This window comes from Stenotrophomonas sp. Ps181 (assembly GCF_025697425.1).
GTDB lineage: Bacteria > Pseudomonadota > Gammaproteobacteria > Xanthomonadales > Xanthomonadaceae > Stenotrophomonas > Stenotrophomonas sepilia.
The window spans coordinates 169,314-194,123 of the sequence record NZ_JAHWBI010000005.1; the positions used below are offsets into that span (position 1 = coordinate 169,314).

A 24,810-nucleotide genomic window follows, 5' to 3' on the forward strand; every position below is an offset into this window, starting at 1 on the left:
ATGCCGCACGTAGCCATCCCGTCACTGCTGTTTCCGCTGCATGCCCGACGCACAGCGCGGGCGTTGCTGCTCTTCGCCCTGCCGATGATGCTGCAGGTAGCCAACGCAGCCGAGCGAACCCGCCCTTCCGGGCGCATCGTGATTCAGACCGACGATGTCACGCGCTTCTTCAACGTGCTGGATGCAAGCGGAGGCAAGCCGAGTGCCGACGATCTGCAGCGTGGCTATCTGCATGCGGGTACGGATGCACTACGCAGCTTCACTGACAGCCGTATCGGCTCGATGGATCGTCTTGCAGATGCGATCCAGCACAAACCTGCGCTGTTTGCCAAAGCACGTACCTGTGCGACGGCGCTGCCGGAGATCCGCGAGCGGGTTGCCAAGGCGCTCGATCGGTTGGGCACCCTGCTTCCCTCCGCACGTTTTCCGCCGGTCACCGTGCTGGTGGGTCGGGGCAACAGCGGCGGTGTCACCACGCCCGACGGCGTGGTGATCGGACTGGAAGCACTGTGCAACGCCGACTGGATGCAGGCCGATGTGAGCGACCGTTTCGTGCACCTGATCGCCCATGAGTATGTACACATCCAGCAGCCGGGCGCAGCCGCGGACGTTGCGCAACCGACCCTGCTCTATCAGACGCTGCTGGAAGGAGGCGCCGAGTACGTGACCGAGCTGATCTCCGGGCAACCGGCCAACGCGCATCTGCGTCGTTGGACGCAGGGCCGCGAATGCGCCCTGGAACGCCAGTTCGCCCGGGACAGCGCCGGTACTGATCTGTCGCAATGGCTCTACAACGGAGCGGGCGACGAAACGCGCCGCGGCGATCTTGGCTACTGGATCGGCTACCGCATTGCCGCTGACTACGTTGCCCGCGCCGATGACAAAGCCGGTGCCGTCGCCACGCTGCTGGAGGTGCGCCCGGAAAGTGCGCCGGCATTGTTCGCCGCAAGTGAATGGCGCCCGGCGTGTGGGCCAGTGGAAAACGGCCAGGAATGAGGCCGTCTTCAGGCTGATGAATTGGGCGATTCGAGCAACCGCAAGGCCGTCGCCTCTGTGCACATCAGCTCGCCTGATCTCACTCGTTAAGCTTCGCTGACGAACATATTTCACAACCCTTCCACGTCTTCCAACTTCAGCTGAAAGCGCTTGTCAGCGTGGGGAACAAACGCCGCTATATTCCAGCTTCCCCAGACGAAGGAGGGAGTGCAATGAACCTGAACCCGCAACACATGAAGACGGCCCGCGCACTTGCTGTAGCGCTCATCGCCACCGTGAGCCTTGGCGCTTGTGCCACCTACAAGGACGAGTTCGCAACCATCAACTCGCGCCTCGATCAGCTCGATGTAAAGGTGCAGGGCGCTGCACAGAGTGCCGAGTCCGCCAACCAGTCGGCACAGCAGGCCAATCAGCGCCTGGACCAGATCGAAGGCCGCGTGCAGCAGCTTGAAAGGGCTCCCGTCGGACGCAAGCCGCGCGGCTGATCGTTCCCTCACCGTTTGAATTGATCCACCTCTGTATCGGGAACCAGTGGCCCTCACCGGCCACTGGCGTCCTTCCACCAAGATTGCATTGCCAGGAGCCGTCCCATTCGTACCTCCTCCTCCCCTGCACGCCGCGCCCTCCATGCCGCACTGGCCATGGCACTGGCCGTTGCATGCAGCGGCGTAGCCAACGCCAGGGACAAGGACGCACCCGCACCACCGTCGGCCGCCGTTGATGAACTTCCGCCCGACCAGAGCGTCTCCGAAACGGTGATCGAGCTGGCCGGCTGGGTGGTCGCCAGCAAGGACAACCAGGGTTATCCGTTCGCGATCATGGACAAGGCTGCCGCGCAGGTCCTGGTCTTCGGTGGCGACGGCAAGCTGCGCGGCGCCGCACCAGCGCTGTTCGGTTCGGCCATCGGCGATCATTCCGCACCCGGCGTCGCCAAGCTTGCCCTGAGCGCGATTCCCGGCCACGACCGCACCACGCCTGCGGGCCGCTTCATTGGTGCCTATGGCCCCTCCGACGATGCCGGGCGCGTGCTGTGGGTGGACTACGATTCCGCCGTGTCGATGCATCCGCTGCCGCCGGGCAGCCCGAAGGAAAAGCGTGCCGAACGACTGGCAACGCCGACGCCGGACGACAATCGCGTCACCCACGGCTGCATCAACGTCTCGCCGGCGTTCTACGAGCAGATCGTGCACTCCACGTTCGAGAAGGGCGGCGTGTTCTACATCCTGCCGGACAAGGATTCGATCGCGAAGACGTTCCCGGCGTTCGCGCAGAGCCGTGCCGCCGCGGATGGCGACGAAAAGAAGACTGCACAGCACGCTGGCGAGTAGTGCGTTTGTGCGTCCGCTCTGGGCGTTGTGGGCACATGCCTGGGCCATGCCCGGCCGCCGGGGCGGCTGCGATGCACAGTCTGCTCGTGGAAAGCCGCCTGCCTATGAGACCGGGTGCCCCCCGAGGCGCGGCGCGCTGGCATACTGCGCCCGTTGATGATCCTGCGAGGCAATGCCTGCCTCGTCCAAGAGGCCGCCGGTGGACCCACTCTTCCAGTTTCTGCTGAGCACGATGGGTGGCGTATTCGTCTTCCTGTTCTTCGTGGCGCGCGAGTACCTGCGTGGCCTGGGATGGCTGCTCGGTTCCTGGGATCCGAACATGGGGCACGCGACCGAAGATGAGCTCATTTCGAAGGCCAATCGCAGCGCCTTGCTGATTGCGGCGGTGCTTCTGGCGTGGGCCTTCATGGGCCCTTCTCCCTACCGCCGCAACTGGGAAATCGAAGTAATGGGCATCGGCACCGGCATGTTGCTGGCCTATGTGGTGATCATCCGCCTTGCAGCTTCAAGGGTGAAGAGGCTGCTTGGGTGAGCGTGCCTCACATCGGCACCAATGAGGATCAGGAAGCCGTAGCCTCTGCAGCCCGCGCCAATGCCGCGGCGTGCGCGTCGCCCTTCCGCTCGCTGTAGCGGTCTACCAGGTAGTCCGACCGGCCCCGCGTCAGCAGCGTGAACTTCACCAGCTCTTCCATCACGTCCACCACCCGATCGTAGTACGGCGAGGGCTTCATCCGGCCGTCGTCATCGAATTCCTGCCAGGCCTTGGCCACCGACGACTGGTTGGGGATGGTCAGCATGCGCATCCAGCGGCCGAGCACGCGCAACGTGTTGACCGTATTGAACGACTGCGAGCCGCCACTCACCTGCATCACCGCCAGCGTCCTGCCCTGCGTGGGCCGCACGCTGCCATCTTCCAGCGGCAACCAGTCGATCTGGTTCTTGAACACGCCGGTGACCGTGCCATGCCGCTCGGGGCTGACCCAGACCTGCCCTTCCGACCACTGCGACCAGGCGCGCAGCCGCTGCACTTCGGGATGACTCGAATCCACGCTGTCCAGCATCGGCAGCGCATGCGGATCGAACACCCGGGTTTCGCACCCCAAGTGGCGCAGCAGCCGCTCGGCTTCCAGCACCAGCTTGCGGCTGAACGACTGGGGCCGCAGCGAGCCGTAGAGCAGGAGAATGCGTGGCGGCCCCAGATCTGCCGCGGCGAGCTGGTGATGATCGGGCTGGGGCAATGACGATTCCGCCAGGTTGGGCAGGTCCGGGCTTGTGATTGGCACATTCATTCGACTATTCTAGAAATATGGAAACGTCGAATGCAATCACCGCCCTGACCGCCCTCGGCCATGCCACCCGCCTGGCTGCCTTCCGCCTGCTGGTGGAGGCGGGGCCGGCAGGGCGCATGGCGGGCGACATCGCCACGGCCCTGCAGGTGCCTCCAGCCACGCTCAGCTTCCACCTGAAGGAGCTGGTGCAGGCTGGGCTGGTGGCGAGCGAAAGCCAAGGTCGCCACGTCTGCTACCGCGCCAACTTCGATGCGATGAACGGCTTGATCCAGTACCTGACGCACAACTGCTGCGCGGGCTCCCCGGATGCGCGGTGCGCGGTGAGCGAACCGGCATGCAGGTGCTGAGATGAAACCCGACCCGGTGATTCGTGCAGGCACGCGCGACGACGTGTGCTCCATCCGCGACCTTCTGCAGCAGGCGCAGTTGCCCGTGGCCGATCTGGAAAGCAGCGAGGTGGCGTTTCTCGTCGCAGACCTCGACGGCGTTCCCGTGGGTGCCGTTGGATTGCAGATCTTCGGCGCGTCGGCCCTGCTTCGCTCCCTGGTGGTGTCCGATGACCGACGCAATACCGGCCTTGGGCGCGCGTTGCTGTCAGCGGCCGAGGACATGGCCCGCCGCATGCAGGTCTGGGAACTAGTGTTGCTGACAACGTCGGCAGGCCCGTGGTTCGCGCGGCACGGCTATGCCGGATGCGATCGCGCGCAGATAGCCGAGGCGATCCGCAGCTCTGCCGAGTTCACTTGTCTCTGCCCGGCCAGCGCGCTTTGCATGTCCAAGCCACTCACTGACCACGGAAGCCACATGACCCGCAATGTCCTGTTCCTCTGCACCGGCAACAGCGCGCGCAGCGTGCTGGCTGAAGCCACCCTGCGCGCCTGGGGCGGCGATCGCTTCAGGGCTTTCAGTGCGGGCAGCCAGCCCACTGGCCAGATCAATCCCTTCGCGCTCGCCCAGTTGCAGGCCGAAGGAATGCCCATTGAGAGTCTGCGCAGCAAGTCGTGGGATGAGTTCGTGGATGCAGCGCCGATGGACCTGGTGATCACCGTGTGTGACGCGGCCGCTGCCGAAGCCTGCCCTGTGGTGTTCGGTGACTTCATCCGCAGCCACTGGGGCCTGCCCGATCCGGCCGCCGTGGAAGGCACCGATGCCGACAAGGCCGCAGCCTTCGCACTGGCCCATGCCATCGTGAAAACGCGCCTGCGTGCGCTGCTCGCACTGCCCGAATCGGTGTGGTCCGAACGCGAAGCGCTGCAGCACGCGCTGGACCGGATCGGCCAGCTGCTGCCGACCGACAGCGCGCAGTGACGGTGCCACTGCCATGAGTCTGTTCGAGCGACACCTGACGCTGTGGGTTGTGCTGTGCATTGCGATGGGCACGCTGCTGGGCCACGTCCTGCCCGGTGCTTTCGCGGCGCTGGCCTCCGCCGAAGTGGACAAGGTCAACCTGCCGGTTGCCGCGCTGATCTGGCTGATGATCATCCCGATGCTGCTGAAGGTCGACTTCACTGCGATGCGCCAGTTGCAGCAGCACTGGAAGGGTATCGGGGTGACGCTGTTCATCAACTGGGCCGTGAAGCCGTTCTCGATGGCGCTGCTGGGCTGGCTGTTCCTGCGCCATGCCTTTGCCGACTGGTTGCCGCCGGGGCAGATCGACAGCTACATCGCCGGGCTGATCCTGCTGGCAGCCGCGCCCTGCACCGCCATGGTGTTCGTGTGGAGCAACCTGTGCCGTGGCGATGCGAATTTCACCCTGAGCCAGGTGGCGTTGAACGACGCGATCATGGTGGTCGCTTACGCACCGGTGGTGGCACTGCTGCTCGGCCTGTCGGCGATCACCGTGCCGTGGGACACCCTGCTGTTGTCGGTTGGCCTCTACATCGTGGTGCCGGTGCTGGTGGCCGCGTTGCTGCGGCGCTGGATCCTTTCGCGTGGCGGCGAGGCGAGGCTGCAGCGTGCGCTTCGACGGCTGGGCCCGCTGTCGCTGTCCGCCCTGCTGCTGACGCTGGTGCTGCTGTTCGGGTTCCAGGGCCAGCAGATCGTGAAGCAACCGCTGGTGATCGCGCTGATCGCCGTGCCGATCCTGATCCAGGTCTATTTCACTTCGGGCCTGGCCTACCTGCTCAACCGCCGCCTGGGCGTGGCACATTGCGTGGCGGGCCCGTCAGCACTGATTGGCGCCAGCAACTTCTTCGAACTGGCGGTGGCGACTGCGGTGGGACTGTTCGGCGTGCATTCGGGTGCTGCGCTGGCGACGGTGGTGGGCGTGCTGATCGAGGTGCCGGTCATGCTGTCCGTGGTGCGGATCGTGAATCGTACTCAGGCTTGGTACGAAAGACCCGGAGAGCGCTGACAGATCAAAGTGTGTGGGAATCGATTTACGTTCTTCGCCCCGCACTGTCGTCATCGGCTTGGTGGGGTACCCGTACGCCACGTCATCAACTTCGACCCATGATGCAAAGGACGAAGACGAGAAAAGTGCGCGGCGCGCGAGCAAGTAGCACGCCGGCGTACAGGCCACGCTGGGGAAACACGCGTTGCGGGCCGGCTTGGTTCAGGTGTTACGTCTGCATGTCCGTTTTCTAATTCAAAGCACGATGGAGGGAAGAACTGGTCTGCACAGGCCCGCACGGCTCGTTCGTGCTTGAGCTGCCAATGTGCAGGTTGACGGCCTGCCTGCCTTCCGAAGAGGCATTCCGAAGCAACGCCCCTCGTGGACGGCCGATCTCTGGCCTCAACTCACAGAAGAGCTTGAACTGTGGCGCGTGACCCACCAGGCAGCGTTGGTCGTGGACCCCATGGCCCGGGTCTACTGACTGATAGCAGTAATTCGAGCAGCCCGGAACATCACTGCCGTCTCCTTGGCATAGGCAGTGGCGCCGGGCATGCGGATTTTTCTCAGATAGTTTCTTAGATCTGGGCCCTCGCCACGGTGCAACCAGTACTCGATCAGATGACCGATGGGCATGTGCAGGTTTGCGGGCTCATTGACAATATTGTCTGGCCCTCCTTCCGCTTCCATGTATGCAGTGAGCTTCCGCGCAATGTATCTGAAGGTCTGAACGCGTTCCGCTTCAATCAGGCCCAGCAGCGCTTCAGGTGTCACCTCGGCGTACCCCATCCATTCTTCATGCAAGCGGACAATAACGGCCCTAATGGGTGCGTCTTGGTTGAAAGGGTGCCCGATCAGATGCGATTCCAAGTCAGATAAATATTTGCGATAGGCAGCAGAGATCAACAAATCTCTCAGATTCATGGTGCGCAGTCATGGAAAGGAGGAAGCGTTTATAGCGACATACTCTGACTCCGCAAAGCGTGAATTGCGACACCGTTGCGATGGAGGCCTACTCCACTGCTGTGCTCCAGTAGGCACAACACCGTCTGTGCCTGCTCCGAAAAAAGGCAGCCCTTCTGTTGAAGCGCAATGTTGTGGGCGATCAGGGTCATTCAATAGTCCAACGGCGATCTTGCTGCTTCCACCCCACCTTGTCGTCATCGGCCAGGTGACGCGGCAGAGCGCAGCACCCTCAACTTCGACCCATGTCGCATATTCCCCATGCTGCTACGGACGTTGCGGCACCTTCGTCCGCGACGGCTTAACAGCATGCAAGAATGCTGAAAGCGTCTTCGATCAAACGCTGTTTGCAACTTGTCTGATTGGCGTTTCGCAGCGACAGCGGTACAGATGGCGGGCCACCGGAAGATGGGTGGCCGGGCCTCGAAAACCCGTGGCAATGCGTACGTTGTATGCGCCTGCCCGTCGGCGTCATTTAGTGTGGCGCCGGCGGGCAATTCGTCTGCCGACTATGGCGGGCGGAGCGTGGAGGCCTTGTGCCTGCCGGCCTTGTACGCACTGTCCCGGTTTTCGAGCCACGTCTCCGCCCGCCACCTTTGCGTGGCGGCTGCCGTCTGTCCTGCACGGAGCACTGCCATGACATCACCGGACTTCCCCCGCCTGCATCCGCATCGCACATCTGCCACTGACGGTGAGCCATCAGAGCACGCGCCTGCGACCGATCCGAATGCCTTCATCGCCACGCTTCGCCGCATCGGCAAAGGCGCGGCCGCCGATGGCCAACCCTGGCCGGAGCGTCACCAGATGCCGGGCCGTTGCATGGCGCTGGCCGATGCGGACTGTGCGCTGGCCGGCCAACGCGTGACGCTGGAGCTGCTGCTGGCGGCCGAGCGCGTGCGTCAGAGCGGCACGGAGGCCGAGTACGTGGGCGACCGGGTGATGGAAGGGCTGATCCTGGCGTGCCTGACCATGAACGCACAGGCCAGCACGCGCATGCAGCCGGAAGGATGACGCGGGCGCCACATCACTCGCAGAGTGCGCTGTCTTCCTTCAACGCGGCATCCTGCAGTGGCTGGCGTTGTTCGATCTGCGCACGCTGTTCCGCCGTCGGCTCACCCAGCCACCACACACGACAACGCGCGGTAAGACGGCCGACCATCTTCGCCTCCGTCGGCGAATACAGCATCGCCAAGGCGGTGCCGGGGCAGTCGTGGGCCTGGCAGGCGGTATAGAACCAACCAAGGTTGGCAGCTACCAGAAGCGGGCTCCGTCGTAGATCCACGCCATGTGTGGATGGCACGCGCACAAAAAAAACCCCGGCACGTGGCCGGGGTTTTTCGATTCACTTGAACAGCGTGTCCGGATACTCCGGTTTCTGTTCCCGCGCCAGCAGTGCGCGCAGGCCTTCTTCCGGGGTCTGCTCGCCATGCAGCACGGCACGCACACCGTCGGAGATCGGCAGGTCGATGCCATGACGGCGCGCCTGTCGCATCACTTCATCGGCAGTCTGCACCGACTCGACCACCTGGCCGATCTCGCGCACCGCATCCTGCAGCGTCTGGCCGCGGCCCAGGGCCAGGCCCAGGCGGCGGTTGCGCGACAGGTCGCCGGTACAGGTCAGCACCAGATCGCCCAGGCCGGCCAGGCCCATCAACGTTTCCGGCTTGGCGCCGATCGCAGCGGCCAGGCGCAGCATCTCGTTGAGGCCACGGGTGATCAGGCCGGCACGGGCGTTGAGGCCCAGCTGCATGCCATCGGCCACGCCGGTGGCCACGGCCAGCACGTTCTTCATCGCGCCGCCCAGCTCGGCACCGACCATGTCGTCGCCGGTGTAGGCGCGGAACGCCGGGCCATGCATCGCCTCGGCCACCGTCTGCGCGAACTCGGGTATGTCGCCGTGCACGGTGATCGCGGTCGGCAGGCCCTGGGTGACTTCCTTGGCGAACGACGGCCCGGTGACAACGGCCAGCGGCACATCCTCACCCAGCACTTCGCGCGCCACTTCATGCAGGAAACGGCCCGAACCGGGTTCGAAGCCCTTGGTGGCCCAGGCCACGCCGGCACCGGCCGGCCGCAGCGGCGCCAACGCACGCACGGTCTCGCCGAACGCGTGCGACGGCGTCACCACCAGGATCCAGGCCGCGCCCTGCACCGCCGACGCCAGGTCGGTGGTAGCCCGCAGGCTGTCCGGCAGCGGGATGCCCGGCAGGTAACGCGGGTTCTCGTGGCGCTGGTCGATGGCGTCGACCACGGCAGCATCGCGCCCCCACAGCACGGTCGGGTGACCGTGCCGTGCGAGCAGGCTGGCCAGCGCGGTTCCCCAGGAGCCGGCGCCCAGCACGGCGATCTTGTCAGCGGGAGTGCTCATCCGTGACGTCGCGGCAGGAATCAGGCGTTGCCGGCCGGCTCGGAGTCAGCCAGCGACGGTGCGTCGCCCTGCTCCTGGCGCTGGCGCAGGGTTTCTGCGTACAGGCCTTCGAAGTTGATCGGCTGCAGGAAGAACGGCGGGAAGCCGCCGGCCTGGATCAGGTCGCTGATCAGCTGGCGCACGTACGGGAACAGGATGTTCGGGCACTGGGTGCCGAGCAGCACGTCGATCGACTGCGGGTCCAGGCCGACCAGGCCGAACACGCCGGCCTGCTTCACTTCGGCCACGTAGGCGGTGCGCTCACCGGCCTGGCAGGTCAGGGTCACGGCCAGCACGACTTCGAAGGCGTTCTCACCCAGGCGCTGCACCTGCTGGTTCAGGTTCAGCTGCAGCTCCGGCTGCACCTGGTCATTGAAGATGGTCGGCGCGTTCGGCGACTCGAAGGAGACGTCCTTGACGTAGATCTTCTCGACGGTGAAAGCGGGGCCGGTAGCGGCATCGACCGGCGCAGCGGCGCCGTTGGTGATCTCTTCGGACATTTCCAGTAACTCCAGGTGAATGCAATGAAAACGATGGTCGAACTACTGCGATGGGGGCGGGACCAGGCCCAGACAAGGCCGGATCCGCCACCTGCGACAATCAGTTGCGGCCCTTGACCAGCGGCAGTTCGGCCTGCTGCCAGGCGGGAATGCCGCCATCGAGCACGTAGACCTTTTCGAAGCCGGCCTTCTTCAGCGCCTTGGCGGCGGTTTCCGAAGCGTTGCCGCTGCGGCACACCAGCACCACCGGCGACTGCTTGGCATTGGCCACCAGCTTGTTTTCCGGGCCGAAGGCACTGGCCTGGGCATTGCGGCTGCCGGCAATGTGGCCCTTTTCGAAGTCACCGCTGGCCGACAGGTCGACCACCACCGTGCCGCCCGCGTTGATCAGCTGGGTCAGTTCGGCGGGCTTGATGCCCTTGAAGCCCCGGAACAGGCGGCGGATCTCGGTGACGATGATGGCCACGGTCAGGCCGACCAGGGCCGCGGACAGCATCGGGTTTCGGCCTGCAAAGGCCAGCAACTCTTCGTAATTCACTCAGGTCACGGGTCGATTAAGCGGGCGCCGATTGTCGCACAAGCCGGACGCGGCCCGTCACTGCCCCTTCCACAGGTCCGGCAGGCCGGCGGTCTGCCACCAGCGCTTGGCCTCCGGGTCCCAGCGCCAGCGCTCGACCACGACCACGGTGCGCTCGGCCTGGGTGTTCTGGTTGATCACCCCGATTTCAACCCGGCGCTCGACCAGTCCCCCGTCCAGTGAGGCACTGCTGCGCTCGCGATAGGACGACACGCGCAGCTGCGCGTAACGGTTGAGCTCGAACTCGGTGGGCGGCTTTTCCTTGCGCAGCTTGGGGTCGAGATAGCCGATGGCATCGTCCATGCTGCCCCAGCGGATGGTCGCGCCGTAGGCGATCTGGGTCTCTTCCAGCAACTTGCGCTGCTTGCGGCTGAGGTCGTCGGCCGAAGCCACGGCGCTGACCAGCAGCAGGGAACAGATCAGGAACTGGATGAGGCGGCGCATCGGTGGTTTCCCCAGGACGTCAGCCTGCCATCCTACCCTTTGGCGAAGGCAACAAAGCGACCGCTGAACTCGGCGGCAGGCCGGCCATCGGCGCCGGGCTGGGTGGCGATGATGCTGATGCGGGCCTTGCGGCGCTGCCGGAAGGTGTTCAGGAAGGCGTCCCAGCCGGTGGCCTCGGCCGCTTCGGCGTGGGCGTGCAGGTCTTCGTAGACCGGGGCCAGGTAGCGCAGGTTGCTGTCGGCCACGTAGACCTCGGCATCGTGGCCGGCCAGGCGCAGGCGCAGGCTGACCAAGGCCCAGCCGGACAGGGTCAGCACCGAGGCCAGGCTGCCGCCGAAGGCGTTGCCCTTGTCGTTGACGTTGGCAGCGAGCGGCGCGGTGATGCGCAGCACGCCATCGGCATAGCCATCCAGGCGGATCTGCATGGCGCGCACTGCCGGCATGCAGTCCAGCACGTCCTGCAGGGCGGCCAACGAGGAAGTCAGGGCATCAACGGACATCGGAGCAGCGACCACGACAACGAAGGGCCCGCATAATGCAGGCAATGGTCGACCATACGATACCCACTGGCGCCACCCGTTCCGGCGCGCGCTGGACCCTGATCTCGCTGCGCCCGCGGGGCCAGAACGTGGCGCTGCGCCGCGCCGTTGCCGGGCTGGGCGGGAATGTCCTGGCCCTGGCGCCCTGGCGCCTGCAGCGCCTGCAGGGCACGGCTGTGGTGCGCCAGCTGCAACGCGCGCTGAACTGCGACCGGGTGGTGTTCACCAGCCCGGCCGCTGTCGCCGCAGCGGCATCGCTGCTGCCGTTGGCCGAAGCGCAGTGCAGCCCGTGGCTGACCGTGGGCGACGGCTCTGCGCGTGCCCTGCAGGCACTGGGCGTCGACGAGGTGCATGCGCCGCAGCGGATGGACAGCGAGGGGCTGCTGGCGATGCCGGTGCTGGCCGACGTACGCGGCCTGCGCATCGGCCTGGTGACCGCCCCCGGCGGGCGAGGCCTGATCGCTGCGCAGCTGCACGCAGCCGGCGCCACGATCGAACGTGCCGACGTCTACCAGCGTCGCCTGCTGCGACTGCCCCCGCGAACGCTGGCTCGATTGGCGCATTCAGCGCAGCCGTGGGTGCTGGCCGTGAGCAGTGGCGAAGCGCTGCAGCATTTCTGGCAACAGCTTCCGCCGGCCGGGCAGCAGCGCCTGCGGGCGTCTGCCCGCGTGGTGGTTGCCAGTGACCGCCTCGGCGAACAGGCGCAGGCGCTCGGCCTGCAGCACATCACACGCAGCGCCGGCCCCACCGCTGCGCAGCTGGTGGCCGCTGCACACGCGACGCTCACCGTCCCGGCAGCGACCTGAACAGGGACGTGGATCACGCTTGCCGCTGCCGTCGGCAACGGTAATGCTGTGCACAACGCAGCCTGCCGGCACCCCGACCGGCGACGTTGCCGACAAGGAAGCCCGATGAACGATACTCCGCCCGCAACCCCACCCCATCGACCCGTGCGCTGGCTGCTGCCGCTGGCCGCCGTGGTCGTGCTCGGCGCGGGCGGCTATGCCGGCTGGTACGTCTGGCAGCAGCAACAGCATGAGCAGGAAGCGCAGGCGCAGACCACGGCCGTCCAGCTGAAGGGCCTGGAGGCCACGCTGGATGCGCTGCGCCGTGACCAGCGCGCGACCAGCCAGCGCCTGCAGGATGCGGCGACCACCAACCGCGTGCTGCGCGACGAGATGCTGGGGCTCTCGCAGCGCAGCGCTTTGCTGGAAGAGAACCTGGCCAAGCTGGCCGACAGCGCCAACCAGGGTCGCCAGGCGGTGCAGCGCGACGAGGCCGAGCTGCTGCTGACCCAGGCCGCACAGCGCCTGAACTACGCCGACGACGTGGACGGCGCACGCCGCCTGTATGCACAGGCCGCCACCGCGCTGGCCGAACTGCCCGACACTGAGGGACTGAACCTGCGCCAGGCGCTGGTGCAGGAGCGCGAGGCACTGGATGCGCTCGGCAGCGGCCCGCGCGTGCAGTCGCTGCAGCGCCTGGATGCTGTGGCCCGGGCGCTGCAGGGCCTGCCCTCGCAGATCACCGGCACGACCGGCAGCAGCACCGCCAAGCCCTGGTGGCAGGCCACGCTGGCACCGTTCGTGGACATCACCCCGAGCCGCCAGAACGGCCCACTGACTGCCTCCGAACAGCGCAACGCCGACGATGCGCTGCAGCTGGAACTGACCTTGGCGCGCGCCGCGATCGAGCGCGGCGACCGCGCGGGCCGCAACACCGCATTGGACCGCGTGGAACAGTGGGCACAGCGGCGCTGGCCGGATTCACCGGCCCTGCGCGCACAACGTGCTGAACTGAAGGCCCTGCGCGAACTTCCGCTGCAGGCCAGCGACGCTGTTCTTGGCAGCACCCTGCAACAACTGCGCACCCAGACCGACCGGAGGTAAGCCCGCATGAAACCCCTGCAATCCCTGGTCGTGCTGTTGCTGGCCGTGGCCATCGGCGTAGTCGCCGCGCAATGGCTCGGCGCCGATGACCTTAACCGCTTCGGCGAGGTGACCCTGCGCTACGGCGGCTACGACTATCACAGCAACCTGCCGAAGGTAGCGCTGCTGGCGGTGATCACGGTGCTGGTGCTGTGGCTGCTGTGGAGCCTGATCGCTGCACCGTTCCGTGCCTGGGGCCGCTACCGCCGCAAGCAGGGCCGGGTGCGCCTGATCGACGGCCTGCAGGCCTACGAGCATGGCCAGTGGCAGCGCGCGGAAAAACTGCTGGACGGCGCCGCCAGGGACCCGGAAGTGAGCGCGGTGGCACTGGCCACCGCCGTGCGCAGCGCGCAGGCACGGGCCGACGGCCCCGCCGGAGAGGCGCTGCTGCAGCGCCTGGGCGAAAGTGACGCCACCCTGCAGGCGCTGCTGCGCGCCGAACAGCTGCTGGCGCGCGATCTGCCAGTCGATGCGATCAACGCGCTGGACGTAGCGGCGATCCAGCCGCTGCCGCCACGCGGCCTGTGGCTGCGTACGGAAGCGCTGGCACAGGCCGGCCGCGCCCACGAAGCGTATGGCCAGCTGGGTGCGCTGCGCCAGAGCAAGGTGCTGCCGGCCGACGCGAACAGCGAACTGGAAGCACGACTGGCCGCACAGGCGCTGCTGGAAGCGGCCGACGTCAATGCACTGGCCGCGCAATGGGAAGCCACGCCGAAGGCGCTGCGCCCGACCCCGGACGTGGTGGGCGCCTATGCCAGCCGCGCCGTGGCGCTGGACTGGGACGAGCCGGCGCTGCTGGCGCTGGAACAGGCCCTGGACCAGCGCTGGGATGACGAACTGGTGGCGCTGTATGGCCGCCTGCCGGCCGAGCGCCTGGCCACCCGCCAGGCCAACCTCGCTCGCTGGCGCAACGTGCATGACGGCTCGGCCGCGCTGCGCCTGGCGCAGGGCCGCGTGGCCCTGGCCCAGCAGCAGTGGGAGGCCGCCGATGCGTTCCTGCACGAGGCCATCGCCGCGGGTGCCGGTGCACCAGCGTGGGAAGCGCTGGGTGAACTGTTCGCCCAGCGTGGCGAACACGCGCTGGCCGCACAGTGCCTGGCCAATGCCCTGCGCCTGCAGCGTGGCGAGGACAGCGTGGCGCTGGTGCGCGGCAGCGAAGCGCCGCTGCGTGCCACGGTGGAAGAGCAGCCGATCGCGGTGCAGCCGCCAGTGTATGACGCCAACGAAGAGCGCGACGAATTCGGCAATCCGCGGTTGCCGTGAAGCGTGCCGACCAACGGTCGGCACCCACCGATGCAAAAAAAAACGCCGCCCATTGGGCGGCGTTTTCGTACCAGCGCTGCCGGCCAGCGGCCGGCACTACCGTGATGCTCAGCGTTCGACGATCGCCACCACGCCCATGCCGCCGGCGGTGCAGATCGACACCAGTGCGCGGCCACCGCCGCGTTCGGCCAGCTGCTTGGCTGCCGTGGCGATCACGCGGGCGCCGGTAGCAGCGAACGGATGGCCAGTGGCCAGCGACGAGCCCAGCAGGTTGATCTTGTCCGGGTCGATGCGGCCCAGCGGCGCGTCCAGGCCCAGGCGGTTGCGGCAGTAATCCTCGCTCTCCCACGCACGCAGGGTGCACAACACCTGCGCGGCAAAGGCTTCGTGGATCTCGTAGATGTCGAAGTCCTGCAGGGTCAGGCCGTTGCGCTTGAGCATTTCCGGCACCGCGATGGTCGGTGCCATCAGCAGGCCTTCGCCATGCACGAAGTCCACCGCGGCCACGTGCGCGTCACGCAGGTAAGCCTGGGGTTCATGGCCATGCGCGCGTGCCCACTCTTCGCTGGCCAGCAGCACTGCAGCGGCACCGTCGGTCAGCGGGGTGGAGTTGGCGGCGGTGAGCGTGCCACGCCCGGAAACCTTGTCGAAGGCCGGCTTCAGCGTCGCCAGCTTTTCCAGCGAGGTATCCGGGCGCAGGATGTTGTCGCGCTCGACGCCACGGAACGGTGCGATCAGGTCGTTGAAGAAGCCACGCTCGTAGGCGGCGGCCAGCTTCTTGTGCGACGACACCGCCCACTCGTCCTGCGAGTCGCGCGAGATGTTCCACTCCTTGGCCATGTCCTCGCAGTGGTCGCCCATGCTCTTGCCGGTGCGCGGCTCGGCCACGCCCGGGAACTCGGGCTTGAGCTCGGAGAACTTGAAGCCAGCGGTGAGCGCGCGGATCTTGTCGCCGGTGCTCTTGGCGCGGTTGGCCGCCAGCAGGCGTGCACGCAGCTTCTTGCCGTAAACGATCGGCACGTCGGAGGTGGTGTCCGAACCACCGCCGATGCCCGATTCGATCTGCCCCAGTGCGATCTTGTTGGCAACGGTGATGATGCTGTCCAGCGAGGTGCCGCAGGCACGCTGCAGGGTGATGCCCGGGGTCAGCGGCGACAGGCCGGACGACAGCGTCGCTTCGCGGCCCAGGTTCCAGTCGCTGGAATGCTTGATCACCGCGCCCATCGCCACTTCACCCAGTTGCTGGCCATGCAGGCCGAACCGTTCGACCAGCGCGCCCAGCGTACGGACCGACATGCCGAGGTTGCCGACATCCGAATACGCGGTGTTCTGGCGGCAGAACGGAATGCGGACGCCACCGAGGATGGCGACGGGACGAGCGTTGGGCATGGAGATACCTGGCATGGATGAGGGTGTCTGCAACATGGCCTGCACGACGGAGCAGGCATAATGGAGCCAAGTGTAGCTGCCGCCCTGTGATGGGCCAACCGTGGAACCATGAGCAAACCCGACCCCGCGATGAATGCCCTTGGCGTGCTGGCCCTGGAACTGGCCGGCGGCGAAATCCCCCGCCAGGCGGTGCTCAGGGCTGAACAGGCCGGTGAACTGGCCGAACGCGTCGGCCGTGACCTGGCCAAGCTGGTGCCGCAGGTCGCCGAGCTGGACCTGGTGTTCGCCGCCGCGCATTTCGACCCGGCCGAAGTGCTGCGTCCGGGCTGGCCGATCCATCGCCGCCTGGAAGAGCTGCAGATGCGTGCCCCGGGCCGCAACCAGGGCCCGCGCCTGCTGGCCTTCGGTACCGATGCCGAGGGTGACGTGCCACTGCCGTTCCAGGCCGATGCCACGCTGGTGGGCGGTGGCCTGCGCGTGGTGCCGTTCCTGCTGACCGGCAGCGATGTAGCCACCACCAACGCGGTCGCCGATGCGCTGGAAGAAACCTTGCTGGCCAACGGCATGGCGCATGCCGACACCGCGCTGATGGCGCAGAACGCCTTCGGTGCCCGCATCGAGCACGCGCGCTATTTCACCGTGAACGACCTGGCCGCGATGATGTCGATGCAGTACGACAACCAGGGCCTGGCCGCACTGTGGCCGCTGATCGAGACCGCGATCATGGCGCCGGGCGAGGACGAGTGGCTCAATGCCGCGCCCGAGCCGCTGCTGCGCTATACGCATGGCGAAGCACGCATGGCGCTGTTCGACCCGGCCGGGTGGTGCGCGCACTACAGCCACAGCAAGAACGACTGCGATCGCCTGCAGGGCATCTACGAGCAGTTCCTGATGCGCCAGCGACAGATGGCTGCGGTGCTGGAAGCACACGGCGTGCCGGTACTGTTCGTGCACTGCGAGGCCGGGCAGGACGCGCGCGAACTGCTGGCGCGCTGATCCGGGTGATCTGTGGGTAGTGCCGGCCGCTGGCCGGCACCTCCGGATCTGTGATTGCCGGCCAGCGGCCGGCACTACCCATCAGGAAAAACGCCGGCTTGCGCCGGCGTTCTTTGTTTCTTACGGGGCCTTCTGGATCACCGCACAGGCCAGGCGCGCGCCGGCGTTGCCGGTTGGCTGGGTCTTGTAGTCGTCCGCATCGGCGTGGACGATCAGGCCGCGGCCGATGATGTCGAAGTCATCACCCTTGCCGATGTTGACGTTGCTCGACACCGGGCCGTCGATGGTGGCCACGCCCTTGTCGTCGGCCTTGATGTTGGGCATGTCGCCGCCGTGGTGCGGATCGGTGGCGACGTTGCCGTGATCCTGCTTGCCCGGGTTGAAGTGGCCGCCGGCGCTCATGCCGTCCGGCGCGCTGCAGTCGCCCTTCTCGTGAATGTGGAAGCCATGTTCGCTGCCTGGCTTCAGGCCGGTGATCTGGCCGGTCACGTGGACCTTGCCATCAACCACCTTGAAGGTGACGCTGCCCTTGGTCTCGTTGCCCTGGGTCGGTGCCAGCTCGGCCGTTGCCGAAGCATCGGCCGCCGGTGCCGCAGCCGGTTCAGGAGTTGCAGCCGGCTCGGTGGTGGCGCCGTCAGCCGGCGCGGCCGGCGGAGTTTCAGTCTGCGGCGCGGCGGGCTGCTGGTTACAGGCCGCCAGGCCCAGCGCGGCGATGGCCGCAAACAGCGAAGTGTGGATCAGACGCATTGGAATCTCTCCCTCGATGATGCCTGCAGTGATCAGCGGACGACCCGGATCACGCCACAGGCGATGCGGACGCCGGCATTGCCGGCGGGCTGGCTGCGATAGTCGTCGGCGTTGGCATGCACGACCAGTGCGCGTCCGGCGATATCGGTGGCGGCGCCTCCGCCAAGGGTAACCCCCTTGAGGTGGATATCGACGTTGGCGCGGCCCTGGGCATCGGCACGCAGATTGTCCATGTCGCCCAGGTGGTGCTTGCCGGTGCCGGCGCGGCCATGCGCAGCGCCACCGGGATTGAAGTGATTGCCGGCGCTGCTGGCATCCACCGCGCTGCAGTCGCCGCGCTCATGGATGTGGAAGCCGGCCTGCTGCATCGGCTGCAGGCCACCGACCAGGCCGGTGATGTGGATGCCACCGGGCTCCACCATCAGCGCGATGCGGCCACTGACGATGCTGGCCGAGGCGGGCGCGAGATTGGCCTCGCCCTGCTTCGCAGCACTGACCACGGTCGGCGGCGGCGGCGTGGGCTCAGCCTTCTTCGGCGCACTGCCACAGGCAGACAGCAGCACGGCGGCGGACAACGGGAGGATGGCAAAGGACAGACGCATCGAAGACTCCTTGCAGGTGACACTAAGCATTGCATCGTCCATGAACGATCAACGGTTCGGCAAGCGGGCGCGAGGATCGCGTGCAGGGACCGTTCAATGGCCCCCGCGGCGGCGCCCGGCGCCCAGCTTGCGGGTAAGCGTATTGCGGCCCAGGCCCAGGCGGGCAGCGGCTTCGGCGCGGCGGCCATGGGTAATCTGAAGCGCCGCCTCCAGCAGCGCATGGTCGACCCGCTCGCGCACCTGCGCATGCAGCCCTTCCACGCCTTCGGCCAGCTGGCGGCGCGCCCATTCGGCCAGCAGCGCTTCCCACTGGCCTGGATCGGCAGCGCTGATGCTGCCGCGACGGCCCCGCGTACGGTTCAGCGCGGTATCGACGTCGGCCACGCCGATGGTGTCAGCGGCGGCCAGCGCGGCCATCCGCCAGCACACGTTTTCCAGTTCGCGCACGTTGCCGGGCCAGTCGTGTTCGCGCAGCGCCTGCAGGGCCGCGGCGGTGAGGCGCTTCGGTGGCGTGTCCAGCCTGCGTGCGGCGGCGGCCAGGAAGGTGCTGGCCAGCTGCGCGATGTCCTCGCGGCGCTCGCGCAGCGGCGGCAGCTGCAGGCGCACCACGTCCAGGCGATGCAGCAGGTCGGCACGGAACTTCCCCTGTGCGACCAGCCCTTCCAGGTCCTGGTGGGTGGCGGCGACCACGCGCACATCGACGCGGATCAGTTCGCGGCCGCCGACGCGGAAGAACTCGCCCTGCGCCAGCACGCGCAGCAACCGGGTCTGCAACGGCAGCGGCATGTCGCCGATCTCATCAAGGAACAGCGTGCCCCCGTTGGCCTGCTCGAAGCGGCCGATATGGCGGCGCTGCGCACCGGTGAAGGCACCGGCCTCGTGGCCGAACAACTCGCTTTCCAGCAGCTCGGATGGGATTGCAGCGGTGTTGAGCGCGACGAACGGACCCTGCGCGCGCGGCGATTCGCGATGCAACGCATTCGCCACCAGCTCCTTGCCGGTGCCGGTCTCGCCGGTGATCAGCACCGCCAGCGGTGCCTGCGCCAGGCGACCAATGGCGCGGAACAGCGCGCGCATCGGCGGTGTATCACCGACCAGCTGCGGCGGCTGGTCGCTGCCGGTTTCGAGCGCAGGGGTGGGCGCTGCCATGGCCGGTGCAACCGCCGGCAGCACGCGCTGCGCCAACGCCACCGCATCGTCCAGATCGAACGGCTTGGACAGGAATTCATGCGCGCCGCCGCGGAACGCGCCGGCCGTGCTGGCGACATCCGTGTAGGCCGACATCACCACCACCGGCAGCTGCGGCAGCGCGGCCTTGAGCTTGTCCAGCAGCACCAGGCCATCGTCGCCGGGCATGCGCACATCGGTGAACAACAGGGCCGGCGGCGGGCCCTCGCTCAGGGCCTGCAGGGCCGGGGCGGCACTGTCGAAATCGACGACCTGGTAACCCGCCTCGCGCAGCGCGGTGCACAGCACGAAGCGCACGGCACGGTCATCGTCGACCACCCAGATGCGCTGCGCAGTGGTGGGGGACTCAGACATCGCGCGGGGCCTCCTCGGCCGGAACGGCGCCGTTGCCGATCGGCAACAGCAGGGTGAACACGGTATGGCCCGGACGCGAGCGGTAGGTCAGCGTGCCGCGATGCTCGCGCGCCACCTGCTGGGCCAATGCCAGGCCGAGTCCAGTGCCTTCGGCACGGCCACTGACCAGCGGCAGGAACAGGTGTTCGGCCAGTTCCTCGGGCACGCCACGGCCGTCGTCAGCGATTTCCAGGCGCAAGGCCAACGTGTGCAGGTGTTCGGCGATGCGCACGCCATGCTCCACGCGGGTGCGCAGGGTGATGCTGCCGGCACCGGCCTGGATCGCGTTGCGCACCAGGTTCCACACCGCCTGGGTGAGGCGGTCGGCGTCGCCATGGAACTCGGGAATGCTGGGGTCGTAGTCGCGCTGCAGGCGTACCGCCCAGCCGGCCTCGTTCTCGGCCAGGCGCAGCACGCGCTCGAGCGCGGCATGGATGTTCAGTTCGGCGTGCGGTGCGGCCGGGGCCGGCGACAGCAGCTGGTCGAGCAGGCCGTTGAGACGTTCGATCTCCGAGCCGATCAGCTCGATCAGTTCGCGTTCGCTGGCATCGCGCTGGGCCGCGCGGCGGGCCAGCAGCTGGGCCGCGCCCTTCAACCCGGCCAGCGGGTTGCGCAGCTCATGGGCCAGCCCCTTCAGCGCTGCACTGAGCGCGCTGGGCAGGGCCTGGGTCGGGTCGAGCCCGGGGAATTCATCGACCGGATGCGCCTCCAGCAACCAGCCGCCATCGTCGCGCCGGCTCATCCAGCCCTCGGCGAAGCGCGGCGCCTCGCCGGGCACCGCCAGCGCCAGCCGGTTCAGGCGCAGGCTGTCGCGCTCATCGCGTGCCAGGAAGTGGGCCAGGGCTTCGCCCTGCACTTCCAGTGCGGCCAGTGGCTGGCCCAGCAGGCGGCGACCGCTGACGCCCAGCCAGCGCCCGAAGGCCGGGTTGCAGCCGATGATGCGGCCATCGGCCCCGGCCCAGGCCAGCGGCGTGCCCAGGGCATCGAGGGACGGCGGGGGGGCGGGGTCGGACATTGCACCAATGTAGTGCAAAACGGGGGTCCGGGGCCAAAGCCCATTCCTGGCGGAAAGGGCTCTGACCCCTGCTGCAGGTCGAGCAAGCTCGACCACTACCAGATGCGTGGCCGGTTACAGCTTCATGTTGAGGCCGACGAACACGCTGCGGCCCGGCGCCGGCGAGAACATCGGGCGGGCGCTGTCCCAGAAGAAGCTGTCGTACCAGGCGTAGGCGTACTCGCGGCCGGTAACGTTCTTCAGCTGCAGGTCCACGCTGAAACGCGGGGTGAGTTGGTAGGCCGCGCTGAGGTCGAGCACGGCGAAGCCTCCGAACTTGCCGGCCACGTTGCGCTCTTCCAGGTAGTAATCGCCCTGTGCACGCGCCTGCAGGCCCAGCCGCAGCGCATCCGTGGCGCGGTAGTCCACGCCCAGATTGCTGATGTGGCGCGGGGTGGCGGCCACTTCCCGGCCCTGCAGGGAAATGCTGGCATCGCGGTCGTCGCGGGTGATCTTCGCTTCCTGGTAGGCGTGCGACGCCCATACCGTCCAGTCGTCGCCCAGCTGCAGGTTCAGCTGCGCATCCACGCCGCGCCGGCGGGTCTTGCCCAGGGTGACCGTGGTACCGGTGGCCGGCATGTTGGACACCTCGTTTTCCGCGTCCTGCTGCCACACCGCGAGGCGTGCCTGGCTGCCGGCAAACGGCTGGAATTTCAGGCCCAGCTCCATGCCGGTGTTGGTGGACGGCTGCATCGTTGCCTGTCCCGGGGTGAGGTAGGCCGGTGCGGTAGACCCGGTCAGCACCTGGAAGGTGCGTCCCCAGTTCGCGTAGACGTGAGTGGTCTGGCCCAGGCTGTGGATGATGCTCAGCTTGGGCTGGCCGATGCTGCCGTAATCCTGCAGCCGAGCGGTGATGCCGTTCATCAGGTGCGTGCGGCCACTGAAACGGTCGACGCGGTAGGCCGGCACGATCTTCCAGGCCTCGACCGGCTGGTAGATGGCCTGTACGTAGGCACCCCAGTTGTCGAAGCTGTGGCGATCGTTGTTCTGCACCCGCGCCGGCGGCTGGCTGAAATCAGTGGGTTCGGCGTAGGCGTAGCGCTCGCGGAGGTAGCCGTTGTCCTGCTGCTCGTAGTTCAGGCCGCCCTCGACGGTAAGCGTGGGGCTGGCCTGCCAGGTCAGCGTGCTGAGCAGGCCATGCTGCCGCTCGTCCCACACGCGGCGCTGGCGCGGCAGGTTGCCGGTGGGCAGGTCGCTGAAGGTCACGCGGCGGTCGTCTTCATAGCGGTTGTAGTACAGCCGCGTGCCGAAGGTGAGCGCGTCGGACAGCTTCAGGTCGAGGTGCACGGCGATCTGGCGCATGTCGCGGTCATCGCCATCGTTGCCGTTGCGCAGGTCGCTGCCACGGCGATGCGTGCGCAGTTCCTCGGCGGTCATGAAGCCGGGTTCGTCGGCTTCGTGGTGGTACGCACGCGCGGTCAGTCCCACGCGCAGGCCGTCGTCCAGCGTGCCGAAGAACCACTTGCCACCCAGTGAGTACTTCTTCGAGGTGTCGTGGTCGCGGTAGCCATCGCTGGCCTGGGTGCCGACGAAATAGTTCTGCGCGAAGCCATTGGCTTCGCGGCCAACCGCCAGCTGCGCATCACGGGTGTTGTAGCTGCCGTAGGCCAGGCGCGCATCGGTGTAGCTGCCCCCCTGGCGCGTACCGAAGTTCACGTTGCCGCCGATGTTGTGCAGGCCGTAGCGCGGGTCGTTGGTACCACGCACCACTTCGATGTAGCTGATGTCCAGCGGAAACAGCATGTCGATGAAGCGCTGGTTGCCGCTGTTGACGTTGCTGGGGATGCCGTCGATCAGTGTCTTGATGGCGTTGAGGTAGCCCTCGCCGTTGAAGGCGCGGAAGCTGACCTTGCCCGATTCGGCGCCCTGCCGCGTTTCGGTGAGCTGGATGCCGGGCATCTGCCCCAGCAGCTCCCAGCTGTGCGAGACGTTGCGGTTTTCGATCTGGTCTGCACCCAGGACGTCCACCGAGGTCAGCACCTGGTGCGCGCTGAGCTGGCCTTCGCCGTGCTGATGTACCTGCACCTTGCCGAGGGTGAGCGCGGCGTCGGCAGACTGCGCGAGTGCTTCAGGGGCGAACGGTGCGGCCGCGAGGGCGGCCACCAGGGTGGGAGTCTTCATGGGAAAGGGCGGCTACGGTGAAATGTAATCATATAACATTTCACACGCCCGCTTTTGCAGCGTCGAGCAAGGCTCGGCGCTGCAAGGGCGGGTGCCGGGGGATTACACCGGGTATCCGGTGGCTTCCCGGGCCTTCTTCCAGGCGGCTTCGAATTCACGTGCGGAGATTTCGTCGTCCTCGTCGAAATCCAGGAACGACACCGGCTGGTCGGCCAGCAGGAAGCGGTCGTCGCTGTGGGCATGCTCGTCGGCCCAGACCATCTTGGTGCCGTAGATTTCCACCTGCCGCACGATCTTCTCGCCGCGCGCTTCCATCAGCACGTTGCCCTTGCCCAGGCCCGATTCGGCCCAGTGCTTGTAGTACTTCTTTGCGGCGGATTTCGCGCCGGATCTTGCGTTGTGCTTTGCGTAGGTCATTGCAGGAGCCCTGGCCGCAGGCGCGGCCGGAAAGTACGGAATGGCGCCATTATCAGGCATCCGGCGTCAGAGCCCTTCCCTTTGGAAAGGGATCCGACCCCTGCTGCTTCAGTTCGGCAGGGGCACGCCCTTCGGCCACAGCATCCAGATGTTGCCCTTCTGCTTCATGTCGCCAGCCAGCTTGCCGGCGGCATCGCCGCTGCCCCAGTACAGGTCGGCGCGCACTTCGCCGGCAATGGCGCCGCCGGTGTCCTGCGCGGCCACCGGGCGCACCACTGGGCTGCCGTCCGGGCGCGTGGTGGACAGCCACAGCAGGCTGCCCAGTGGCACCACGGTACGATCAACCGCCACGCTGTAGCCGGCGGTGAGCGGCACGTTCAGCGAACCGCGCGGGCCCTCCGGGCTGTCCGGGTTGCGCACGAAGAACACGTAGCTGGGGTTGCTGCGCAGCAGCTCAGGCACCCGCGCGGGATTGGCCCGGGCCCAGCTGCGGATCGCGTCCATGGTGACGTCTTCCTTCTTCAGCTGGCCCTGGTCGACCAGCCAGCGACCGATGGCGCGGTAGGGGTGTCCGTTCTGCTCTGCGTAGGCCAGCCGAATCTGCGTGCCGTCGCCCAGGCGCACGCGGCCGGAGCCCTGGATCTGCAGCAGCTGCAGGTCCATCGGGTCGGTCAGCCAGGCCAGTACCGGCGCCTTGGCGCCCTTGCTGGCGATGGTGCCGGCATCGTCATAGGGCTTGAGCACCTTGCCTTCGACGCGCCCGCGCAGGCGCTTGCCCTTCAGTTCCGGGTAGAGGCTGTCCAGCTGCACCACGATCAGATCATCGGGCGTGCCGTACACCGGTACCGTCGCCTTGTCGGTGCGGGTCAGGCTGCCGGGGTAGATCGGCTCGTAGTAGCCGGTAATCAACCCGTCGGCCTGATGGCCACCGGCACGCAGCGCGTAGGCATCGAGGTCGCGCTGCAGGAACTGGCGGATCGCGGCCGGGTCCTTGTCTGATACCGCGGCGGCGGTGGCGCAGGGTTTGGCCCAGACCGCGTCGTTTTTCAGGCGGGCGCAGCTGCTGCGCCAAGCCACGAAGCCGGCCTGCAGATCGCTGTCGGAGACCGCTGGCAGGGCTTTCCAGTCGACCTTGGCGTAGGTGGCCGCCGGCGGCGAGGTCGGCGTCGGCGCTTCGGAGCCCGTGCGGGGAGCGGTGGTGGCGCAACCGGCGAGCACCGCCGCTGCCAACAGGGTCCAGTGCTTGCGCTTGAAGAACGTAGCGGAATCGATCATGCCGCCATGGTGGAGTGCCGGCCGCTGGGCGGCAACCCAGCGCGGGGTCAAGCGTTCATGCG

Annotated in this window: 28 protein-coding genes and 1 pseudogene; 13 read left to right on the forward strand and 16 right to left on the reverse strand. The window is 67.1% G+C overall.

The features are described from left to right. The 4 genes from KXV01_RS13445 to KXV01_RS13460 all read left to right on the forward strand — a co-directional run bounded on the left by KXV01_RS13445 (position 1) and on the right by KXV01_RS13460 (position 2,856). Positions 1–996 carry a DUF2268 domain-containing putative Zn-dependent protease gene (locus KXV01_RS13445; RefSeq protein ID WP_049416582.1) on the forward strand — a complete coding sequence of 332 codons (996 nt, stop codon included), beginning with the start codon at positions 1–3 and terminating at the stop codon, positions 994–996. A gap of 212 nt (positions 997–1,208) precedes the next feature. Further along, positions 1,209–1,481, forward strand: a complete 273-nt coding sequence (locus KXV01_RS13450) for a hypothetical protein (RefSeq protein WP_005420910.1) — start codon at positions 1,209–1,211, stop codon at positions 1,479–1,481. A 156-nt stretch (positions 1,482–1,637) separates the two neighbouring features. Next, positions 1,638–2,324: a L,D-transpeptidase gene (locus tag KXV01_RS13455; RefSeq protein ID WP_049416581.1), complete on the forward strand. Its 687-nt coding sequence runs from the start codon at positions 1,638–1,640 to the stop codon at positions 2,322–2,324. A 199-nt stretch (positions 2,325–2,523) separates the two neighbouring features. After that, the gene (locus KXV01_RS13460; RefSeq protein ID WP_238378540.1) at positions 2,524–2,856 is read left to right on the forward strand and encodes a hypothetical protein; all 333 of its coding nucleotides are present in this window, start codon (positions 2,524–2,526) and stop codon (positions 2,854–2,856) included. A gap of 28 nt (positions 2,857–2,884) precedes the next feature. Here KXV01_RS13460 and arsH read toward each other — a convergent pair whose 3' ends face one another. After that, positions 2,885–3,613 carry an arsenical resistance protein ArsH gene (gene arsH, locus KXV01_RS13465; RefSeq protein ID WP_099496088.1) on the reverse strand — a complete coding sequence of 243 codons (729 nt, stop codon included), beginning with the start codon at positions 3,611–3,613 and terminating at the stop codon, positions 2,885–2,887. A gap of 17 nt (positions 3,614–3,630) precedes the next feature. On the opposite strand from arsH, the gene KXV01_RS13470 reads away from it, so the two are divergent. The 4 genes and pseudogenes from KXV01_RS13470 (at position 3,631) to arsB (ending at position 5,966) form a co-directional block, all read left to right on the forward strand. Then, complete coding sequence (locus tag KXV01_RS13470) at positions 3,631–3,960, forward strand: metalloregulator ArsR/SmtB family transcription factor (RefSeq protein WP_049439249.1); 330 nt, start codon at positions 3,631–3,633, stop codon at positions 3,958–3,960. 1 nt (position 3,961) lies between these two features. Then, a pseudogene (arsN2, locus tag KXV01_RS13475) lies at positions 3,962–4,381 on the forward strand (arsenic resistance N-acetyltransferase ArsN2); the annotation flags it as partial. 36 nt (positions 4,382–4,417) lie between these two features. After that, a complete protein-coding gene (locus tag KXV01_RS13480; protein ID WP_238378556.1) occupies positions 4,418–4,921 on the forward strand; it encodes an arsenate reductase ArsC in 504 nt (167 codons plus the stop codon). Between the two features lie 13 nt (positions 4,922–4,934). After that, positions 4,935–5,966, forward strand: coding sequence for an ACR3 family arsenite efflux transporter (arsB, locus tag KXV01_RS13485; protein WP_263467855.1), 1,032 nt, complete (start codon positions 4,935–4,937; stop codon positions 5,964–5,966). 456 nt (positions 5,967–6,422) lie between these two features. Here arsB and KXV01_RS13490 read toward each other — a convergent pair whose 3' ends face one another. Beyond that, the gene (locus KXV01_RS13490; protein WP_152904756.1) at positions 6,423–6,869 is read right to left on the reverse strand and encodes a hypothetical protein; all 447 of its coding nucleotides are present in this window, start codon (positions 6,867–6,869) and stop codon (positions 6,423–6,425) included. A 675-nt stretch (positions 6,870–7,544) separates the two neighbouring features. Here KXV01_RS13490 and KXV01_RS13495 point away from each other — a divergent pair. Beyond that, complete coding sequence (locus KXV01_RS13495) at positions 7,545–7,919, forward strand: hypothetical protein (protein WP_111096352.1); 375 nt, start codon at positions 7,545–7,547, stop codon at positions 7,917–7,919. Positions 7,920–7,932: 13 nt separating this feature from the next. Here KXV01_RS13495 and KXV01_RS13500 read toward each other — a convergent pair whose 3' ends face one another. From KXV01_RS13500 to KXV01_RS13525, 6 genes are all read right to left on the reverse strand, one after another. After that, positions 7,933–8,067: a hypothetical protein gene (locus KXV01_RS13500; RefSeq protein WP_258014920.1), complete on the reverse strand. Its 135-nt coding sequence runs from the start codon at positions 8,065–8,067 to the stop codon at positions 7,933–7,935. Between the two features lie 183 nt (positions 8,068–8,250). Beyond that, positions 8,251–9,276 (reverse strand): NAD(P)H-dependent glycerol-3-phosphate dehydrogenase, encoded by a 1,026-nt coding sequence (locus KXV01_RS13505; protein ID WP_049439236.1) that lies wholly within the window; start codon positions 9,274–9,276, stop codon positions 8,251–8,253. A gap of 20 nt (positions 9,277–9,296) precedes the next feature. Continuing rightward, positions 9,297–9,815, reverse strand: a complete 519-nt coding sequence (secB, locus tag KXV01_RS13510) for a protein-export chaperone SecB (protein WP_005407596.1) — start codon at positions 9,813–9,815, stop codon at positions 9,297–9,299. Positions 9,816–9,915: 100 nt separating this feature from the next. Continuing rightward, positions 9,916–10,353, reverse strand: coding sequence for a rhodanese-like domain-containing protein (locus tag KXV01_RS13515; protein ID WP_049416566.1), 438 nt, complete (start codon positions 10,351–10,353; stop codon positions 9,916–9,918). Positions 10,354–10,410: 57 nt separating this feature from the next. Continuing rightward, positions 10,411–10,836, reverse strand: coding sequence for a hypothetical protein (locus KXV01_RS13520; RefSeq protein ID WP_111096351.1), 426 nt, complete (start codon positions 10,834–10,836; stop codon positions 10,411–10,413). A 32-nt stretch (positions 10,837–10,868) separates the two neighbouring features. Further along, positions 10,869–11,336, reverse strand: a complete 468-nt coding sequence (locus KXV01_RS13525; RefSeq protein WP_049439234.1) for a YiiD C-terminal domain-containing protein — start codon at positions 11,334–11,336, stop codon at positions 10,869–10,871. 35 nt (positions 11,337–11,371) lie between these two features. Here KXV01_RS13525 and KXV01_RS13530 point away from each other — a divergent pair, with 35 nt between their 5' ends. From KXV01_RS13530 to KXV01_RS13540, 3 genes are all read left to right on the forward strand, one after another. Then, positions 11,372–12,181, forward strand: coding sequence for a uroporphyrinogen-III synthase (locus KXV01_RS13530; protein ID WP_263467856.1), 810 nt, complete (start codon positions 11,372–11,374; stop codon positions 12,179–12,181). Between the two features lie 105 nt (positions 12,182–12,286). Beyond that, on the forward strand, positions 12,287–13,264 hold the full coding sequence (locus tag KXV01_RS13535; RefSeq protein WP_263467857.1) for a uroporphyrinogen-III C-methyltransferase: 978 nt from the start codon (positions 12,287–12,289) through the stop codon (positions 13,262–13,264). A gap of 6 nt (positions 13,265–13,270) precedes the next feature. Continuing rightward, entirely contained in the window at positions 13,271–14,566 is a 1,296-nt protein-coding gene (locus tag KXV01_RS13540) for a heme biosynthesis HemY N-terminal domain-containing protein (RefSeq protein ID WP_099488158.1), read from the forward strand. Between the two features lie 108 nt (positions 14,567–14,674). On the opposite strand, the gene KXV01_RS13545 is transcribed toward KXV01_RS13540, so the two are convergent. Beyond that, complete coding sequence (locus tag KXV01_RS13545; protein WP_005420942.1) at positions 14,675–15,970, reverse strand: acetyl-CoA C-acetyltransferase; 1,296 nt, start codon at positions 15,968–15,970, stop codon at positions 14,675–14,677. A 93-nt stretch (positions 15,971–16,063) separates the two neighbouring features. Between KXV01_RS13545 and KXV01_RS13550 the strand changes: the two genes are divergently transcribed. Further along, entirely contained in the window at positions 16,064–16,951 is an 888-nt protein-coding gene (locus KXV01_RS13550; RefSeq protein ID WP_263467858.1) for a hypothetical protein, read from the forward strand. Between the two features lie 120 nt (positions 16,952–17,071). Here the strand turns inward: KXV01_RS13550 and KXV01_RS13555 are convergent, their stop codons facing one another. The 7 genes from KXV01_RS13555 to KXV01_RS13585 all read right to left on the reverse strand — a co-directional run bounded on the left by KXV01_RS13555 (position 17,072) and on the right by KXV01_RS13585 (position 24,748). Continuing rightward, positions 17,072–17,698 carry a superoxide dismutase family protein gene (locus KXV01_RS13555; RefSeq protein ID WP_049408330.1) on the reverse strand — a complete coding sequence of 209 codons (627 nt, stop codon included), beginning with the start codon at positions 17,696–17,698 and terminating at the stop codon, positions 17,072–17,074. A 32-nt stretch (positions 17,699–17,730) separates the two neighbouring features. Next, a complete protein-coding gene (locus KXV01_RS13560; protein ID WP_049439225.1) occupies positions 17,731–18,300 on the reverse strand; it encodes a superoxide dismutase family protein in 570 nt (189 codons plus the stop codon). 93 nt (positions 18,301–18,393) lie between these two features. Then, positions 18,394–19,842 carry a nitrogen regulation protein NR(I) gene (ntrC, locus tag KXV01_RS13565; RefSeq protein WP_049416552.1) on the reverse strand — a complete coding sequence of 483 codons (1,449 nt, stop codon included), beginning with the start codon at positions 19,840–19,842 and terminating at the stop codon, positions 18,394–18,396. Then, positions 19,835–20,896, reverse strand: coding sequence for an ATP-binding protein (locus tag KXV01_RS13570; protein ID WP_111096369.1), 1,062 nt, complete (start codon positions 20,894–20,896; stop codon positions 19,835–19,837). The genes ntrC and KXV01_RS13570 overlap by 8 nt, the downstream gene beginning before the upstream one ends. A 114-nt stretch (positions 20,897–21,010) precedes the next feature. Beyond that, on the reverse strand, positions 21,011–23,056 hold the full coding sequence (locus KXV01_RS13575; RefSeq protein WP_263467859.1) for a TonB-dependent receptor: 2,046 nt from the start codon (positions 23,054–23,056) through the stop codon (positions 21,011–21,013). Positions 23,057–23,158: 102 nt separating this feature from the next. Then, the gene (locus KXV01_RS13580; protein WP_049435786.1) at positions 23,159–23,473 is read right to left on the reverse strand and encodes a hypothetical protein; all 315 of its coding nucleotides are present in this window, start codon (positions 23,471–23,473) and stop codon (positions 23,159–23,161) included. A 108-nt stretch (positions 23,474–23,581) separates the two neighbouring features. Then, entirely contained in the window at positions 23,582–24,748 is a 1,167-nt protein-coding gene (locus tag KXV01_RS13585; RefSeq protein ID WP_111191727.1) for an MltA domain-containing protein, read from the reverse strand. Positions 24,749–24,810 lie beyond the last annotated feature (62 nt).